This window comes from Mycobacterium sp. NPDC003323 (assembly GCF_053589535.1).
The window spans coordinates 105057-122382 of sequence record NZ_JBSFSB010000003.1; the positions used below are offsets into that span (position 1 = coordinate 105057).

Genomic DNA, 17326 nt, shown 5'->3' on the forward strand with positions numbered 1-17326 from the left:
GTCGGCGACGGGGACAGGAGAAGACATGACCTTCAAGCGCACGCTGGCCGCGACTCTGCTGGCCGCCGCTCCCGCCGTCGGCGCGACCGCGCTGGCCGCCCCCGCCGCCGCCGAGGAACTCACCCAGGAACAGTTTTTGGCCGCGATCGCCGAACACGGTGTGCAGGTCGGCAGCGACGAGGAGGCCATCAAGCTCGCCGAGCGCATGTGCCGCATCCTCGGCAACGGCAGCGAAGAGAAGATCGAGAAGGCCGTCTACTACATCAAGGACCACTCGAACCTGGAGAACGAGGGCATCACCACGTTCGCCGGGATCGCCGCCCGGGTGTACTGCCCCGACGCGCTGCCGAGCTGATCCCCCGGTCGCTGCGCTCCAGCCCGCCGAAGCTGATCCCCCGGTCGCTGCGCTCCCGCCGAAACTAGTTCGGCACCACCCCGCGCAGCCCGTCGGCACCGAACATCGGCTCGAGCATGCCGGACAGGTCCGGACCGCGGCGCAGCCCGTGGCCGCCGTCGACGTTGATGATCTGCCCGGTGATGAAGCTCGCGGCGTCGCTGAGCAGGAACACCGCCAGGTTCGCGACATCGGCCACCTCCCCCACCCGCGGAAGCGGCGTACAGGCCGCGTAGTCCTCGCTGAGCGCCGGCGTGTCGATGATCGGGGCGACCATGTCGGTACGGGTCAGACCGGGCCGGATGCCGTTGACGCGGACCGAGGAGGGTCCCAGCTCGTCGGCGGCCACCATCATCAGATGATCGAGCGCCGCCTTGCTCGGTCCGTAGGCGCCGAACCACCGGTGCGTGTTGCTCGAGGCGATCGACGAGATCCCGATGAAGGACCCGCCACCGCCGCGGACCATCTCGCGTGCCGCGTGCTTGAGCACGTACATGGTGCCGTTGATGTTGAGGTCGACGGTGTTGCGCCAAGCCGCGGAGTCGATCTGGGTGAGCGGGCCGATGGTCTCCGAACCACCGGCGCTGTGCACGACGCCGTCCAGCCTGCCGTGCCAGCCGGTGGCGGCCTCCACCAGCCGGGTCGCCTCGTCCTCGTCGGTCACATCGGCCGGTTCGTAGCGGACCTGGCCGTCGGGGGTCTGCGCGCGGATCTCCTCGGCCGCGGCGGCCAGCTTGTCGGCGTTGCGGCCGGCGAGTACGACGCGGCCGCCGGAGGCCACGATGGCCGCCGCCGCTCCCTTGCCGATTCCGCTGCCACCACCGGTGACCAGATAGGTGCGATCAGCCAGCGACAGCAGCATGGGTCTTACCTCCGGGAAAAGAAGATCGACTAACTAGAACAGGTTTCAGTTATACGTCACCGGCGCTCCGATCGCGACGACTTTCGCGCCGACCGGGCAGAATCGTCCCTGGCAGTCCGGCTGCCGCGCGGGTCGCATAGCATTGAAGGATGCCTGCAAAAACAGATAGCGCCGAGATCGGCGAAGTCGAGCCCGTAGCCGACGACACTGCCAGCCAGGCGCGCCGCGTGGTCGCCGCCTACGCCAACGATGCCGACGAGTGTCGGACGTTCCTGTCCATGCTGGGTATCGGACCCGCGAAGCCCGAGGCCTAGGTGGCTGCGGGAGGCGGTTCCTCGACCGACTCCACGCCCCCACCGGGCGCCACCGAAGGGAGCGCCGACTTCGTCGTGGTGGCCAACCGGCTGCCCATCGACCAGGTGCGGCAACCCGACGGCAGCACGACCTGGAAGCGCAGCCCCGGCGGTCTGGTCACCGCCCTGGAACCCATCCTGCGCAAGCAGCGCGGCGCCTGGATCGGCTGGCCCGGTGTCGCCGACGGGGACGAGGAACCGATCGTCCAGGACGATCTGCAGCTGTACCCGGTGCGATTGTCCGCCGAGGATGTCGCGCTGTACTACGAGGGGTTCTCGAACGCGACGCTGTGGCCGCTGTACCACGACGTCATCGTCAAGCCGCTGTATCACCGGCACTGGTGGGACCGCTACGTCGAGGTGAACCGACGATTCGCCGAGGCCACCTCGCGCGCCGCGGCACCCGGTGCGACGGTGTGGATCCAGGACTATCAGCTGCAGCTGGTGCCCAAGATGTTGCGGATGCTGCGTCCCGATCTGACCATCGGCTTCTTCCTGCACATTCCCTTTCCGCCGGTCGAGCTGTTCATGCAGATGCCGTGGCGCACCGAGATCATCGAGGGGTTGCTCGGCGCCGATCTGGTCGGCTTCCACCTCGCCGGCGGCGCCCAGAATTTCCTTATCCTGGCGCGGCGGCTGATCGGCGCGAACACCTCCCGCGCCTCGGTCGGGGTGCGGGCCCGCTTCGGTGAGGTGCAGGTCGGCTTCCGCACCGTCAAGGTGGGCGCCTTCCCGATCTCCATCGACTCGGCCGAACTGGACCGCAAGGCCCGGGACAAGGCCATCAGGCAACGCGCCCGGCAGATCCGCGCCGAACTGGGCAACCCGCGCAAGCTGCTGCTGGGCGTGGACCGCCTGGATTACACCAAGGGCATCGATGTCCGCCTAAAGGCGTTCTCCGAACTGCTGGAAGCCGACCGTGCCGACCGCACCGACACCGTGCTGGTGCAGCTGGCCACCCCGAGCCGCGAGCGGGTGGAAAGCTATATCGAGATGCGCGAGGACATCGAACGTCAGGTCGGCCACATCAACGGCGAGTACGGCGAGGTCGGGCATCCGGTCGTGCACTACCTGCACCGCCCGGTCCCCCGCGACGACCTGATCGCGTTCTTCGTGGCGGCCGACGTCATGTTGGTGACCCCACTGCGCGATGGGATGAATCTGGTGGCCAAGGAGTACGTGGCCTGCCGCAGCGACCTCGGCGGCGCCCTGGTGCTGTCCGAATTCACCGGTGCCGCAGCCGAACTGCGCCAGGCCTATCTGTGCAACCCGCACCACACCGACGGTGTTCGCGATGCGATAGAGCAGGCGCTGAACCAGTCCGTCGAAGAGGGCAAGCGCCGGATGCGTGCACTGCGCCGACAGGTCCTGGCCCACGATGTGGACCGCTGGGCCCGGTCGTTCCTGGATGCGCTGGCGGGGGCCAAGACCGATTAGATCGGCGTGATGTAGCTGATCAGCCAGCGACCGTCGACCTTGCGGTAGTCGACCTTCAGGCGGCTGCCGTCGTACACCGACTGCTTGGATTTGTCGGTGACGGTGCGGTTCATGAACACCAGCACCGACGCGGAATCCCGCTCGGCGCTGAGCATTCCGGCACCGACGGCATGGGCCTGACTGACCACCTGACGTTCGCGTGCCTGCGGGATGATGTCCTTGGTGGCGCGCTCCTCGAATTCGCGCCGATACTCCGGTGTCAGCAGTGTCGCCGCCTCGGTGAGGCTGCGCTCCACCGTCTGGAAGTCATAGCCGAAGACCAGCGGGATCTGTTGGATGGCCAGATCGGGCAATTCGGCCTCGGCGGCCTGCGCCGCACGCGCCTGCACCCGGTCCCAGTACAGCCCGCCGGCGACCGCGGCCAGCGCCACCAGGCCGAGCGCAAACACCACGACGGCCGCCTGGATCAGTCTGGTGCGCATCAGTTGCCGCCCTCGGGATACTTCAAGTCATAACCGGTCATGTGACCGTTGCCGTCCTCGTGCACGATCACCCGCATCCGGTACGGCTGCGACGGCTTGTTCACACCGTCTATATCGGTGACGGTGACCCGCACCGACACCAGAACCGAGGCGTTGCCGCCGATCTCGTCGATCTTCTCCAGCGCCGCACCGCTGATGACGGCCTCGGAAGTCGCGTTGGTGTCCCGGAAGATCGCCTTCAGGTTCTCGACGTTGTTGTCCTGGCTGAGCATGTCGCGCAGCGGCCCACTGGTGCCGTCGACGAATCGGTTCACACTGTCGTCGATCGAATTCTGGTCGTAGCTGAACATGTTCATCACCGTCTGCTCGGCGGTGGCGACGAAACGTTGTTCCCGCGCCTGCGCATCGGCAGCCTCGCGATTCTGCACCGTCAGCACGACCACCACGGTCACCAGGACCGCCGCGGCGAGCAGTGCGGCGACCGCGGACACCGCCGCCACCAGGGCGCGATGCGGCCGCCTCGCGGGCAGCGGCGCCATCATCACCGGTGTCGGCACCGTGATGGTCGGTGCGGACACCTGAACGGCCGCAGGCGACTCGGTGACCGTCCCGGCGGCTGGCCCGGCGGGCCGCGACGCGCGGCGGCGACCCGTCTTGTGATCACTGCGCTGCGCGACGGTTTCGGTCGTATCTCCGTCAGCCATCTACATCTGCCTTGGCGCCATCATCAGATCCACCCAATTCTCGGCGGGTGTGAACACATCACCACCGGGTGCGAAGACCCCGGTGTCGCCGTTCGTCGGATCGGCGAACACACCCGTCTTCGGATCGTAGGTGGTCGTCAGGGAAGCGCTGGCGAGGGGTTGTTCGGCGGGCAGCGGACCCGGCGCGGGTGCCGGAGAAGCCGGCGGCACCGGTGCCGGTGGCGGGAAGCCGCCGGGCGGGGGCAGGATCGCCGCTTCCGGCGATCCCGGAGGCCGCTCGATGGGCGTGCCCGGTGGCAGCGGCGGCGCGGGCACCTGCCTGCCGTACGGTGGCAGCACTTGATCCGGCGGTGCATAGAACGGCCACGGTGGCGCCGGGGCATTGTTGTTGGGCGGCACCGGATTCGGGAAGGGTGCATTCGGAGCAGGACCCGGGCCCGGTTGCACACCCGGGGGCAGCTGCACCGCGGGCGCACCCGGGTCGTAGTCCGCCTCCGGCGGGATGTTCGGGAACTTGTTCGGCGGGGTGATGTTCCGCGGATCCGTGATCGGGGTGTCATAGGGCACCGGCGGGCCGCGCCACGGGTTGCTGCCGATCGGGACGTAGCCGACCGGATCGCGGCACAGCTGCACGGTGGGTGCGCGCTTGCCGGGGAATTCCTGGCACGGGTAGTTGCGGGCACCGCGCACGACGGCCGGATCGTTCTGGGCGGTCTTGCAATACAGATCGGTGGGCAGTTCGCGCAGCGTGGTGTCGGCTGGCGAGCGAATCTCCGTCGATGGAATGAATCCGGTAAGACACGGCGGTGAGTCGCCGAGGTCGACCTTGAAGTCCAACTTGCCGCCCTCGTCGGCGGGAACGCCACCAGCGACTGTGTTGAGGGCCGCGATCAGAGCTGGGAAGATGACCAGCGCCTGCTCGATCGACTTGTTGTAGATGACGCCGATCCGCCCGAAGTTGGCCAGGTTGGCGGCCAGCACCGGGAACGTCGGCCGGATGCCCTCGAAGGTGGTGTTGGCCTCGGCAGCGGCACCGGGCACCGTCTGCAGCACCGAGCGCAGCTGCGGATCGGCGTTGGCCACCTCGGCGGTCAGCCGGGCCAGACCGTCCGCGGTCGAACGGATGTCGTCACCGGCCTCGATCTGGGCGTCCAGGAACGGCCCGGCCTGATCGATGAGCTGCGCGGTCTCCGGGTAGGCGGCGTTGGCCTCGTCGACCAGATCGCGGCCGGACTGGATCAGCCGGGCCAGCTCGGGGCCGGATCCGTTGAAGGCCTTGAAGGTCTCGGACAGCAGATCCTGAATTTGCGCGTCGCCGACACTGCTGACCAGATCGTCGGCCTGCTTGAGCAGGCCCGCGATGTCCTGTCCGATGGCAGTGCGGTCGACGCCGATGTTCGATCCGTTTCGCAGCAATTGCGCATCGGCCGAACCCTCGGGCGGAACCAGGTCGATGTACTGCTCGCCGACCGCCGACACGCTCTTGACAGTGGCCGTGACGTTGGCCGGCACATCGGTGTCGGTGTTCAGCCGCATCTTGGCGATCACACCGTCATCGGTCAGCCCGACCTCTTCGACCCGCCCGATGGTGACACCGCGGTAGGTGACGTTGGCGTTCTGGTACAGCCCACCGCCGGCCACGAACTTCGCGGTGACGTTGTAGGTTCCGATGCCCAGCGCCGCGGGCACGTGCAGATAGAACGCGGAGATCGCGGTGACGGTCAACACCGTGACGACGGCGAAGATCGACAACTGCAGGCGCGTCAGACGAGTCAGCATTACGGTGCCTCCCCGTGCTGCGTGGCGGTGCCCGGCGGGATCTTGAACGGGTCGGCGGCCTGCCCGGACAGGTTGGCCAGCGCCCCGGTCAGGAAGTCCGGCGGGTTGACCACCTCGTTGAGGCGCTTCATGTTCGGATCGAAGAACGAGGTGGTGAACACCGACTCACCCAACCGGCGCACGGTCAGGTCGAACGTCACGAACACGTTCAAATAGTCGCCGCGGACCGCGTTGCGCAGATATTTGTAGTGGAACGGGAAGGTCGGAAGAAACGTCAGATCCTCGATGAAGTCGTCGGCATTGTCGTTGAGCGCCTTGATGACCGGGAACAGATCCTTGATGTCCGCGGCGAAATCGTCCTTGGTCTCCGAGAGCACCCGCGAACCCACCTCGGCGAAGCCACGCAACGCGGTGAAGGCGTCCACGATGTTCTGCCGGTTGGTGTTGAGCACCAGCAGCGCATTGGGCAGGGTGTCCAGCGTGCGGCCCAGGTTGTCCTTGCTGCGCGCCAGGATCGAGGCGAACCGGTTGAGGCCGTCGGCCGCGGCGATGATGTCGTCGGTCTGGCGATCCAGGGACGAGGTCAGCTCTGCCAGCCGCGGCAGCAGTTCGGCGAAGCTGCCGGAGCGGCCGGCCACGGCGGCATAGGCCTCGTCGGTGATGTCCTGCAGCGCACCGAGATTGCCCTTGTTGACCACCACACCGAGCGCGGAGAGCACCTCTTCGGTGGTCGGGTACCGGCCGATGGCGCCCAGCGGGATGTTGGACCCCTGCTTGAGCTTGCCGACCGGATCGTCGGGCGGCGGCGCCAACTGGACGTGCTGGGAACCCAGCAGCGAGGTCTGCGCGACGGTGGCCGTCGAGTTCTCGGGCAGGTCGACGTCACTGTCGAGGGACAGCTGCACCGCGGCGTAGAAGGTGCCGTCGGGGCGTTGCACCGCTTCGATCCCGGACACGCTGCCCACGGTGACGTCGTCGAGCATCACCGGCGAGTTCTGCGGCAGCGTTGCGACATCGGGCAGTTCGGCGGTGATCGTGAACGATCCCGACCCGTGCCCGGCGGTGCCGGGCATGTTCAGCGAGTTCAGCCCGCCGAACTGACATCCGGCCAGCAGCAGCGCCGCGGCGCCGAGCGCGCTGCCGCGCAACAGGATCGGGGTCATCCGCCCACTCCTTCCCTCAGCGCCGGCCCGGGTAGCGGACCCGTACCCATCGGCGGTGCCGGTGGGACCGGACCGGCCGGCGAGATCTGACCGGGCACGGCCGGCGGCGGCAGGATGAGCTGGCTGAGGTTGCCGCCGGGCGGCACGGTCGGCGGGGTCACGCCCGGAGCCGGTTGCCACTGCAGGTACGGCACCGGGGTCTCGGCCTTGGCCTGTGTCGCCGGGGTGTCGTAGATGATCTGTCCCTTGTACGCGGTGATGCTGTCGATCGGGTGGAACAGGATCGGCGGGTAGTTCATCGTGATGCGCTTGAGCACCGGCCCCATCCGCTGGCGGCAGATCTCGGCGCGTTTGAAGTTGTCCGGCGAGGCGCCGACGTCGAAGGTGCCGCCGCAGATAAACTGCACCGGATTGGCGAAGTTCGGCAGCGAGAGCAGACCACCGACGGTGCCCTGTGCCGGGTTGTAGATGTTGTAGAAGTTGGCCAGCCCGTTGGGGGTGACGTGCAGGATCTGTTCAATGTCGTCGCTGTGGTCGGTGAGGATCTGGGTGAACTCACTCAGACTGCTCACCGACTCGATCAACGACGAGTTCGACTCGCTGAGCAGACCCCGGACATCGCCGAGCGCGGTGTTGAGCACGCCGAGGGTGTTGTCCAGATCGGCCGAACTGTCGGCCAGCACCTGGGACACCGAGGCGACGTGGTTGGTGAACTGGATGATCTGTTCGTTGCTTTTGGACAGCGCGTTGACGAGCACCTGCAGATTGCGGATGGTGCCGAACAGGTCCGACCGCGAGTCCCCCAGCCGGCCTGCGGTCTGCGAGAGTTCGCGCAACGCCTGGCGGAACGAGTCGCCGTTGCCGTCGAAGGTGTCCGCGGCCTGGTTGACGAAGGTGGTCAGCGGGCCCTGCAGGCCGCCGTCCTGGGGGCCGAGTTGGGTGCTCAGCGCCGTCAGCTGTTCCTTGACCTCGTCCCATTCGACGGGCACGCCGGTGCGGTCCATACCGATCTCGGCGCCGTCCGCCATCGTGGTGCCACCGGTGAACGCGGGCGTCAACTGGATGAACCTGGCCGACACCAGGTTCGGCGCGATGATGATCGCCCGGGCGTCGGCGGGCACCCGCACGTCGTCGGAGACCGTCATGGTGATCTTGACGTCGTTGGCGCGCGGCTGGATCGAGTCGATGCGCCCGACCGGCACCCCGACCACCCGGACATCGTCGCCCGGGTACAGGCCGACGGCGGTCGGGAAGTAGGCGACGATCTTGTGACCGCCGCGGTTGGGCCACACCAGGTAGACGCCGACGGCGAGCAGCGCGACGAGTGCGACCGCGACACCGGCGCGCACCCACCTGCCTCTGTTGAACTTCGGTTGTGTCATGGGGATTTCGGCCTCACCAGCAGGCGCTCGGAGATGATGCCGCGCAGATAGTCGGCGAGGCTGTCGGGCAGCTTGCCCGGCTGGAAGTAGGTATCCAGCAACACCTCGGAAATGGACGCCGGCGGCAGACCGTAGAGGTTGATGTGGAATCCAGACCCAGACCCGACCACCTCGCCGAGAGTAGTTGCGTACGGTGGCAGCCGGCGCAACGCCGCACCGATGTGTTCCTTGCGCTCCAGCAGGTTGTCCATCACCGCGTCGAGCCGCTGCAGCACGGGCAGGAACTCGCGCTTGTTGTCGGCGACGAATCCGGACAGCTGGTGGGAGACATCGTCGATGCCGGCGATCAACCTGCTCAGCGCCTGCCTGCGCTCGTCGAGTGCGGCGAAGAGCTGATTACCGTCGGTGATCAGCTGGTTCACCTGACCGGACCGCTGCGCCAGCGTGTCCGAGACGTTCTTGGCGTGCAGCAGCAGCTGTTCGAGCGCGGCATCACGCTTGTTGAGGCTGCGGCTCAGGTCGGCGACCCCGTCGAGCGCGCCGCGCAATTGCGGGGTGGCATCGCGCAGGGTGTCGGTCAGGGTCTGCAGTGCCTGCTCGAACCGCGGCTTGTCGAGCTCGCTGACATTGCCGCCGAGATCCTGCAGTGCCGAGTTCAGCGTATAGGGCGTGGTGGTGCGGTTGACCGGGATGACGGTGGAATCGCCACTGCCACCGGGGGTCACCGACAACGACTTCTGACCCAGCACGGTGTCGGTCTTGATGGCCACCAGGGTCTGGTTGCCCACCTTGATGTTCCGGTCCACGGTGAAACCGACCTTGGCCTGGTCACCGGCCAGCGACACGGAGTTCACCTTGCCGACCGTGATGCCGGATACGTTCACGTCGTTGCCGGGGGTGATACCGCCGGCGTCGGTGAAGTAGGCCTCGTAGTTGCGGCCCTGCGGCCACCACGGCAACCCGGTGTAGCCGAAGGACACCAGCACCAGGCACGCCACGACGAAGATGCCGAGAATGCCGGTGCGCAGCGGATTGCTGCGATCTGGGCTAGCCATTCTCCGAGCACCTGCCCTTCGTCGGATCCGGTGGGCCACCGAACGGGATCAGGATGTCGCTGCCCGCCGGTCCGTTGATCTTCATGCGAATAGAGCAGTAGTAGATGTTGAAGAACGCGCCGTAGGCACCGAGTGCATTCAGCCGCAGGTAGTTTTCGGCCAGCGGCTCGATCACCTTGTTCACGTCGCCCTTGCGTTCGTCGAGGCGCTGCATCAGCGGTCGGGCATTCTCGATCACGCCCTGCAGCGGTCGCCGCGATGCCTCCAGCATGTCGGTCAGATCGTTCTCGGCCTGGGCGAGCGGGCCGATCGCGCCGGCGATGGGGTCGCGATTCTCGGCGAGTCCGGTGATGAGCTTCTGCAACTCATCGACGCTGGCGTTGAATTGATCGCCCTTCTCGTCGATGGTGCCCAGCACGGTGTTCAGGTTGGTGATGACCTCGCCGATCAATTCGTCACGGGCCGCGAGGTTCTGGCTGAACGCGCTGGTGCTCGACAGCAGGTTCTGCACCGCACCGCCCTGGCCCTGCAGCAGTTCGATGACGGCGTTGCTGACCTCGTTGACCTTCTCACCGTCGAGGCCCTTGAGCACCGGGCGCAGGCCACCGAGTAGGGCATCGAGATCCAGCGCAGGCTGGGTGTTGTCGTGGGAGATGGTGGACCCGGCGGGCAGCTTCTTCAGTTCGCCGGGGCCCGAGGTGATCTCCATGTAGCGATCGCCCACCAGGTTCTCGTAGCGCACCACCGCGCGGGTGGAGGTGTAGAGCTGGTAGCGCTTGTCGACGTCGAAGGCCACGTCGACGGTGTTGTCCGGGTTGAGGGTGACGGCGCTGACCGATCCGACCGGCACACCGGCGATCCGGACGTCCTGGCCGGTCTTGAGCCGTGAAGCCTCGGCGAACGTCGCGTGATACTGATTGCTGGACGCGAACCGGAACTGACCGAACACGACGATCAGACCGGCGGCCACCAGCACCATCGCCATGGTGAACACGGCGACGTTGATCAGGGTCTTGCGTTCTCTGTTCATCAGAAATCATCCCGTTCGGCGAAGGCACCGTTGAACAGGAACTGCAGCGTGGAAGGCGCGTTGAACTGCAATTCGGTGTTGGGCTGATACGGCACGTAGGCGTTGTCGGTGACCAGGAACGGCGTATGAAACCAACTCCCTCCAAATTGCTTCGATGGGACATTCGGCAGGCCACGGCAGTTCGGCCCGCCGGAGGCGTTCACGATGGGCAGGCTCTCCGGATAGGTGTAGGCCGGGGCGCCGGGTAGGAAGCTAGATGAAACAAACAGGCCTGGTCGGATACCGCCAATAATTGGCGCGAATCTGTTGACCGCCTGCCGCACACCCTGTAGGAGGCAGCCGATCACCGGTGAGTAGTCCCCGGCGACCTTGAGCGGGGCCCGCAACCGCTGGATCGCGGCGATGTAGTCATCGGCGGCCGGTTCCAGTGTGGCGGTGCCGTTCTGCGCCAGTCCGGTCGCGGCCAGCAGGGTGGCGTTCAAGTTGTCCTGCTCGTCGACGATGGTCTGGGCCAGCCGCGGCGCGTTGTCCAGGACGGTCGCCAGATCGGGTCCCGCGTCACCGTAGATGTCGGCGACGACGGCCGTCTTGCGCAGGTCCTCCTGAACCGTCGGGAGCTTCGGGTTGAGTTGGGCCAGATAGCTGTTCAGGCCCGACATGGCCACGCCGAGGTCCTCGCCGTTGCCGCGCAGACCCTCACCCAGCGCGGTGACGGTGGCGTTCAGGTTGACCGGGTCCACCTTGTGCAGCACATCGGTCAGCGTCTGGAACAGCGTGTTGACCTCGAGCTGGACGTCGGAGGCCTGGATGTTGGTGCCGGCCTGCAGCGTGGTGTCGCGCGGCTGCTCGGGCGGCAGGAACTCGACCGACTTCGCACCGAAGACGGTGGTACCGCCGATTTTCACCACCGCGTTGGACGGGATGAAGCGCATCTGGTTGCGTTCGATCGACAACGTCAGCTTGGCCTGGTCCCCGGCGTACTCGATGTTGGCGACCTTGCCGATCTGGATGCCACGGTATTTGACCTTGGCATCGCGTTCCATCACCAGGCCGGCCCGTTGCGAGGTCACCGTGACGGTGTCGGTCGCGGTGAAGGCTGCGGTGAAGAACAGGTAGGTGAGCACCACGGCGATGACGACGATGGTGGCCAGGATCGCGGCGGCGATCCGGACGTGGCTGCGTTTGGCGGTTCCGTCGGACATCGGCTGACCTACCCGGAGAGGTTGAAGTTGCCGGACGCGCCGTAGACGGCGAGTGAGATGAACAGGGTGATGGTGACGACGACGATCAACGAGGTACGCACCGCCTGGCCGACCGCGATCCCCACCCCGACCGGTCCACCGGAAGCGTTGTAGCCGTAGTAGGTGTGCACCAGCATGACGGCGACCGACATCACGATCGCCTGCAGGAACGACCACAGCAGATCGCTGGGTATCAGGAAGGTGTTGAAGTAGTGGTCGTACAGCCCGGCGCTCTGGCCGTTGATGAACACCGTGGTGAACCGCGCGGCGAAGAACGCCGCCAGCACCGACAACGAGTACAGCGGCACGATGGCGATCAGTCCGGCGATGATGCGGGTGGACACCAGGTACGAAACCGCGTGCACCGCCATCGCTTCCACGGCGTCGATCTCCTCGGCGACACGCATGGCGCCCAACTGTGCCGTGGTGCCGGCCCCGATGGTGGCGGCCAGCGCGATCCCGGCGATCACCGGGGCGACGATGCGCACGTTGAGGAATGCCGACAGGAAGCCGGTCAGCGCCTCGATACCGATGTTGCCCAGCGAGGAGTAGCCCTGCACGGCGATGACGCCGCCGGAGGCCAGGGTGAGGAATGCCGCGACGCCGACGGTGCCACCGATCATGACCAGCGCGCCCGCGCCCATGGTCATCTCGGCGACCAGTCGGATGGTCTCCTTGCGGTAGCGGGTGAGGGCGTTGGGGATGTAGCGCATCGACTCGCCGTAGAACAGCGCCTGTTCGCCGATGTTGTCCACCGTGCGGGGCACGCCCCGGAAGAACCGGCGCAGTCGGAGTGTCGCGTCGTAACTCATGTCCAGGTCCCCTACCGTTCCAGGACCCGGACGCCGACGGCGGTCAGGATGACGTTGACGACGAACAGACAGATGAAGGCGTAGACCACGGTCTCGTTCACCGCGATACCCACACCCTTGGGGCCGCCCTGCACCGTGAGGCCGCGGTAGCAGCCGACCAGACCGGCCAGCAGACCGAACAGCAGGGCCTTGAACATGGCCAGCACCAACTCGCCGAGGCCGGTCAGGATGGTCAGCCCGTTGATGAACGCACCCGGGTTCACGCCCTGCAGGAAGACCGAGAAGACGTAGCCACCGGACAGGCCGATGGCGCAGACCAGCCCGTTGAGCAGCACCGCCACGAAGGTCGAGGCGAGCACCCGGGGCACCACGAGGCGCTGGATCGGGTCGATGCCCAGCACCCGCATCGCGTCGATCTCCTCGCGGATGGTGCGGGCGCCGAGGTCGGCACAGATGGCGGTGGCGCCCGCGCCGGCGACCACGAGCACCGTCACCACCGGGCCGAGCTGGGTGATGGTGCCGAAAGCCGTACCGGCACCGGACAGGTCGGCCGCGCCGATCTCGCGGAGCAGGATGTTGAGCGTGAAGGCGACCAGCACGGTGAACGGGATGGAGACCAGCAGCGTCGGGACCAGTGACACCCGCGCGATCATCCAGGTCTGGTCGAGGAACTCGCGGAACTGGAAGGGCCTGCGCCACATCTTGACGAAGGTGTCGATGGTCATTTCGACGAACCCGCCCACGGCCCGCGCCGGAGCCGAAAGCTGTTCGATCAACCTCGACTCCATTCTCGAATGGGGCTGTCGTCCCGTCGTGGCGAAGTACCCGACAATAGCGGGAATCTGTTCGCTCCGGCGGGCTTTCCACCCCTGATTTGCACGCTGCCCTTAGTGAGCGGGCTCATAGTAACTAGAACACGTTCACAGTGTCAAAGAACGGCAAACTTCTTGGAAAAATCCTATTTATGCATGTCAACGCCACTGTGATCGACGTCATTCTAGAACGTGTTCTAACCGACTGAAGACGGCCGGAAACACCATTCTCCGAAATCAAGAACCCATGAGCTCGGTAGCGGAGAATCCGATATTCGGGTCCCTCTTAGCAAAGAAGTCTCCGAGCGTCGCGCTCAGTGCGGCCGGGTCCCATGCTGCGCCGGCGGCCTCGAAGCGCTCGGCCGCCACCGGTGCGGCGACCAACGTCACCGTCGGGCCGTACACGATGAACAACTGCCCGTTGACATCCTTGGCCGCCGGCGAGGACAGATAGGTCACCAGCGTGACGACGTGTTCCGGGGACAACGCATCGACCTCGCCGTCGCCGAGTTCCGGTGCTTCGCCGAACACACCGGCGGTCATCGCGGTGCGGGCCCGCGGGGCGATCGCGTTGGCACGCACCCCGTACCGGCTGAGCCCGCGGGCCGCCGACAGCGTCAACGCGGTGATACCGGCCTTGGCGGCACCGTAATTGGCCTGTCCGACCGGGCCGGCGATGCCCGCCTCGGACGAGGTGTTGACAATCCGTCCGTACACCTGACCATCGGCAGATTCCTTGGCCTTGGCCTTCCAGTACGCCGCCGCGTTGCGGGTCAGCAGGAAGTGCCCGCGCAGATGAACGGCGATCACCGCGTCCCAGTCCTCGTCGGACATGTTGAACAGCATCTTGTCCCGGGTGATGCCGGCATTGTTGACGACGATGCCCAGCCCGCCGAGGCGGTCCGCGGTCTCCACGAGTTCGTCGGCGGTACTGCGGGCACTGATGTCACCGGGCACGGCGACGCCCTTGGACCCGGCGGCCTCGATCTCGGCCAGCACATCGGATTTGTCCAACGCGCCCGCCATGTCGTTGACCACGACCGTCGCGCCGGCGCGAGCCAGGCCTATCGCTTCGGCCCGACCCAGGCCGGCCGCCGCGCCGGTGACGACGGCGACCTTTCCGGACAGGTCGATCGGGTTCGAGTTCGTCGCTGCTTCTGGGGCCACGGTTATGAATACCTCTAGTCTTTTCGGATCAGGGCTGCCCGGGGGCATTCGGCCACGGACTGCTCGGCCAGGTCCTCCTGGTCGGCGGGTACCGGGTCGGCTTTCACGACGGCATAGTCGTCGTCATCGAGATCAAACAGGTCGGGAGCAATCCCGAGACACACCGCATTGCCTTCGCAGCGGTCACGGTCGACTTCTACGTGCATGTGAACCTCCTCGCGCTCCGGGCACGGGCTGTGTGCCCATGTGCAGGCTAACGGTACCGCCCTGGACCGCAAGACTAGAACGTGTTACAACGAGCATATCGGCGGGCAACCGATCTCCGGTCGGTGGCCCCGCAACCTCAGACAGACAGGATGTCGCCATGCGGATCGGTTACACCGCCGAGCAGGAGGAGCTGCGCCGCGAACTGCGGTCGTATTTCACCAAACTCATGACCCCGGAGCGTGCCGAGGCACTGGCCGCCAGCGACGGCGAGATGGGGCGCGGCAACGTGTACCGCGAAACCGTCGAGCAGATGGGCAAGGACGGCTGGCTGACGCTGTCCTGGCCGACCGAGTACGGCGGCCAGGCCCGCCCCCCGATGGACGGCCTGATCTTCAACGACGAAGCGGCCATCGCCAATGTGCCGGTGCCGTTCCTGACCATCAATTCGGTGGCGCCGACCATCATGCACTTCGGGACCGAGGAGCAGAAGAAGTTCTTCCTGCCCAAGATCGCGGCCGGCCAACTGCACTTCTCGATCGGCTATTCCGAGCCGGGCGCAGGCACCGACCTGGCCTCGCTGCGCACCACCGCGGTGCACGACGGGGACGACTACGTCATAAACGGCCAGAAGATGTGGACCTCGCTGATCGCCTATGCCGACTATGTCTGGCTGGCGGTGCGCACCAATCCCGAGGCCAAGAAGCACCGCGGCATCTCGATGCTGATCGTGCCCACCACCGCCGAAGGGTTCTCCTGGACCCCGGTGCACACCATGTCCGGCGTCGACACCAGCGCCACCTACTACCAGGACGTCCGGGTTCCGAAGTCCGCGTTGGTCGGTGAGGAGAATGCGGGCTGGAAGCTGGTCACCAACCAGCTCAACCACGAACGCGTGGCCCTGGTCTCGGCACAGCCGATCTTCGTCGCACTCAGCGGTGTTCGCGAATGGGCGCAGAACACCAAGGACGTTCACGGCAAGCGCCTCATCGACTCCGAGTGGGTGCAGCTGAACCTGGCTCGCGTGCACGCCAAGGCCGAGGTGCTCAAGTTGATCAACTGGGAGCTGGCCTCGTCCACCGACGCGGCGCCCTCACCCGCGGATGCGTCCGCGGCCAAGGTGTTCGGCACCGAACTGGCCACCGAGGCCTACCGCCTGCTGATGGAGGTGCTGGGCACATCGGCGACCCTGCGGTCCGGATCCCCGGGCGCGCTGCTGCGCGGTCGGATCGAGCGGATGCACCGGTCCTGCCTGATCCTGACCTTCGGCGGCGGCACCAACGAGATCCAGCGCGACATCATCGGCATGGTCGCGCTCGGCCTGCCCCGAGTGAACCGATAGGAACGACAATGGATTTCACCCCCACCGAGGCCTCCGTCGATCTGGGCGGCCTGGTCCGAACCATCACCGAATCCGTGGTCACCAACGAACACCAGCGCGCGCTCGATGGGCTGGATCAGCGCTTCGACCGCGACCTGTGGGCCAAGCTGATCGAGGCCGACATCCTGTCCACCGCAGCGCCGGAGTCGTTGGGCGGCGGCGGATTTGGGGTCCTCGAGCAGGCTGCGGTGCTCACCGCGCTGGGCCGGCAACTGGCCGCCGTGCCCTATCTGGAATCGGCCGTGCTGGCCGCCGGCGCACTGGCCGAGTTCGGATCCGAGACACTGCACCAGGACTGGGCGGTCCCGGCCGTCAACGGGACCAAGATCGTCACGGTGGCACTGGACGGCGAGATGGGTCAGGGCCCGGTGCAAGCGCGGGCTGACGGCACCGGATTCCGGCTGACCGGGTCACGCACCCAGGTCTCCTACGGCCCGGTGGCCGATGCGTTCCTGGTGCCCGCCGAAACCGGGAACGGCACCCAGGTCTTCCTGGTCACCGCCGCCGACCCGGGTGTCACGGTGTCCGCACTGGACACCACCGGACACGGCGCGGTCGGCCATTTGGAACTCAGCGATACCGCGGTGGACGCCGCACGCGTGGTCGGCGGCACCGAGGTTTCCGACTGGTTGACCACACGTCATGCCTTGGGCCGCAGTGCATTTCAGCTCGGCGTACTGGAGCGGGCGCTGGAACTCACCGCACAGTACGCCCGCGAGCGCGAACAGTTCGACCGGCCGATCGGCAGCTTCCAGGCGGTGTCCGCGCGGCTGGCCGACGGGTACATCGACGTCAAGGCGCTGCGGTCGACGCTGACCCAGGCCGCGTGGCGGCTGTCGGAGGACCTACCGGCCGATATCGACGTCGCCAGTGCCGCGTTCTGGGCCGCCGACGCCGGACATCGCGTCGTGCACACCGTGGTGCACGTGCACGGCGGCGTCGGCATCGACATGGATCATCCGATCCATCGGTACTTCCTGGCCGCCAAGCAGACCGAGTTCGCGGTCGGCAGCGCCACCGGTCAGCTGCTGCGCATCGGCCGCGAACTGGCCGACACTCCCGTCTAGC

The 17326-nt window shown here is 66.6% G+C and carries 18 protein-coding genes; 5 read left to right on the forward strand and 13 right to left on the reverse strand.

Annotation, left to right across the window (positions count from 1 at the left end; genetic code table 11):
• Nucleotides 1-25: 25 nt before the first annotated feature.
• A complete protein-coding gene (locus ACWDUN_RS10090; RefSeq protein WP_449928029.1) occupies nt 26-355 on the forward strand; it encodes a DUF732 domain-containing protein in 330 nt (109 codons plus the stop codon).
• Between the two features lie 64 nt (nt 356-419).
• Here the strand turns inward: ACWDUN_RS10090 and ACWDUN_RS10095 are convergent, their stop codons facing one another.
• Entirely contained in the window at nt 420-1256 is an 837-nt protein-coding gene (locus tag ACWDUN_RS10095; RefSeq protein WP_449928031.1) for an SDR family oxidoreductase, read from the reverse strand.
• Nucleotides 1257-1405: 149 nt separating this feature from the next.
• Between ACWDUN_RS10095 and ACWDUN_RS10100 the strand changes: the two genes are divergently transcribed.
• Complete coding sequence (locus tag ACWDUN_RS10100) at nt 1406-1570, forward strand: hypothetical protein (protein ID WP_449928033.1); 165 nt, start codon at nt 1406-1408, stop codon at nt 1568-1570.
• Nucleotides 1571-3046 (forward strand): alpha,alpha-trehalose-phosphate synthase (UDP-forming), encoded by a 1476-nt coding sequence (locus ACWDUN_RS10105; RefSeq protein ID WP_449928035.1) that lies wholly within the window; start codon nt 1571-1573, stop codon nt 3044-3046.
• On the opposite strand, the gene ACWDUN_RS10110 is transcribed toward ACWDUN_RS10105, so the two are convergent.
• The 12 genes from ACWDUN_RS10110 to ACWDUN_RS10165 form a co-directional block, all read right to left on the reverse strand.
• Nucleotides 3043-3528 carry a mammalian cell entry protein gene (locus tag ACWDUN_RS10110; RefSeq protein ID WP_449928037.1) on the reverse strand — a complete coding sequence of 162 codons (486 nt, stop codon included), beginning with the start codon at nt 3526-3528 and terminating at the stop codon, nt 3043-3045. The genes ACWDUN_RS10105 and ACWDUN_RS10110 overlap by 4 nt on opposite strands.
• Nucleotides 3528-4232 (reverse strand): mammalian cell entry protein, encoded by a 705-nt coding sequence (locus ACWDUN_RS10115; protein ID WP_449928039.1) that lies wholly within the window; start codon nt 4230-4232, stop codon nt 3528-3530. The genes ACWDUN_RS10110 and ACWDUN_RS10115 overlap by 1 nt, the downstream gene beginning before the upstream one ends.
• A complete protein-coding gene (locus tag ACWDUN_RS10120) occupies nt 4233-6011 on the reverse strand; it encodes an MCE family protein (protein WP_449928041.1) in 1779 nt (592 codons plus the stop codon).
• The gene (locus ACWDUN_RS10125) at nt 6011-7174 is read right to left on the reverse strand and encodes an MCE family protein (RefSeq protein WP_449928043.1); all 1164 of its coding nucleotides are present in this window, start codon (nt 7172-7174) and stop codon (nt 6011-6013) included. The genes ACWDUN_RS10120 and ACWDUN_RS10125 overlap by 1 nt, the downstream gene beginning before the upstream one ends.
• Nucleotides 7171-8556 carry an MCE family protein gene (locus tag ACWDUN_RS10130; RefSeq protein ID WP_449928044.1) on the reverse strand — a complete coding sequence of 462 codons (1386 nt, stop codon included), beginning with the start codon at nt 8554-8556 and terminating at the stop codon, nt 7171-7173. Before ACWDUN_RS10130 ends, ACWDUN_RS10125 begins: the two co-directional genes overlap by 4 nt.
• Nucleotides 8553-9611: an MCE family protein gene (locus ACWDUN_RS10135; RefSeq protein ID WP_449928046.1), complete on the reverse strand. Its 1059-nt coding sequence runs from the start codon at nt 9609-9611 to the stop codon at nt 8553-8555. The genes ACWDUN_RS10130 and ACWDUN_RS10135 overlap by 4 nt, the downstream gene beginning before the upstream one ends.
• Nucleotides 9604-10641 carry an MCE family protein gene (locus tag ACWDUN_RS10140; protein WP_449928048.1) on the reverse strand — a complete coding sequence of 346 codons (1038 nt, stop codon included), beginning with the start codon at nt 10639-10641 and terminating at the stop codon, nt 9604-9606. The genes ACWDUN_RS10135 and ACWDUN_RS10140 overlap by 8 nt, the downstream gene beginning before the upstream one ends.
• Nucleotides 10641-11843, reverse strand: coding sequence for an MCE family protein (locus ACWDUN_RS10145; RefSeq protein WP_083059529.1), 1203 nt, complete (start codon nt 11841-11843; stop codon nt 10641-10643). The genes ACWDUN_RS10140 and ACWDUN_RS10145 overlap by 1 nt, the downstream gene beginning before the upstream one ends.
• Before the next feature lie 8 nt (nt 11844-11851).
• The gene (locus ACWDUN_RS10150; protein WP_083059530.1) at nt 11852-12694 is read right to left on the reverse strand and encodes an MlaE family ABC transporter permease; all 843 of its coding nucleotides are present in this window, start codon (nt 12692-12694) and stop codon (nt 11852-11854) included.
• 11 nt (nt 12695-12705) lie between these two features.
• A complete protein-coding gene (locus ACWDUN_RS10155) occupies nt 12706-13470 on the reverse strand; it encodes an MlaE family ABC transporter permease (protein ID WP_083059606.1) in 765 nt (254 codons plus the stop codon).
• Nucleotides 13471-13743: 273 nt separating this feature from the next.
• Complete coding sequence (locus ACWDUN_RS10160) at nt 13744-14673, reverse strand: 3-oxoacyl-ACP reductase (protein WP_449928051.1); 930 nt, start codon at nt 14671-14673, stop codon at nt 13744-13746.
• 14 nt (nt 14674-14687) lie between these two features.
• On the reverse strand, nt 14688-14879 hold the full coding sequence (locus tag ACWDUN_RS10165; protein ID WP_057167820.1) for a ferredoxin: 192 nt from the start codon (nt 14877-14879) through the stop codon (nt 14688-14690).
• Nucleotides 14880-15037: 158 nt separating this feature from the next.
• On the opposite strand from ACWDUN_RS10165, the gene ACWDUN_RS10170 reads away from it, so the two are divergent.
• Complete coding sequence (locus ACWDUN_RS10170) at nt 15038-16219, forward strand: acyl-CoA dehydrogenase family protein (RefSeq protein ID WP_449928054.1); 1182 nt, start codon at nt 15038-15040, stop codon at nt 16217-16219.
• 8 nt (nt 16220-16227) lie between these two features.
• The gene (locus ACWDUN_RS10175; protein ID WP_449928056.1) at nt 16228-17325 is read left to right on the forward strand and encodes an acyl-CoA dehydrogenase family protein; all 1098 of its coding nucleotides are present in this window, start codon (nt 16228-16230) and stop codon (nt 17323-17325) included.
• Nucleotide 17326 lies beyond the last annotated feature (1 nt).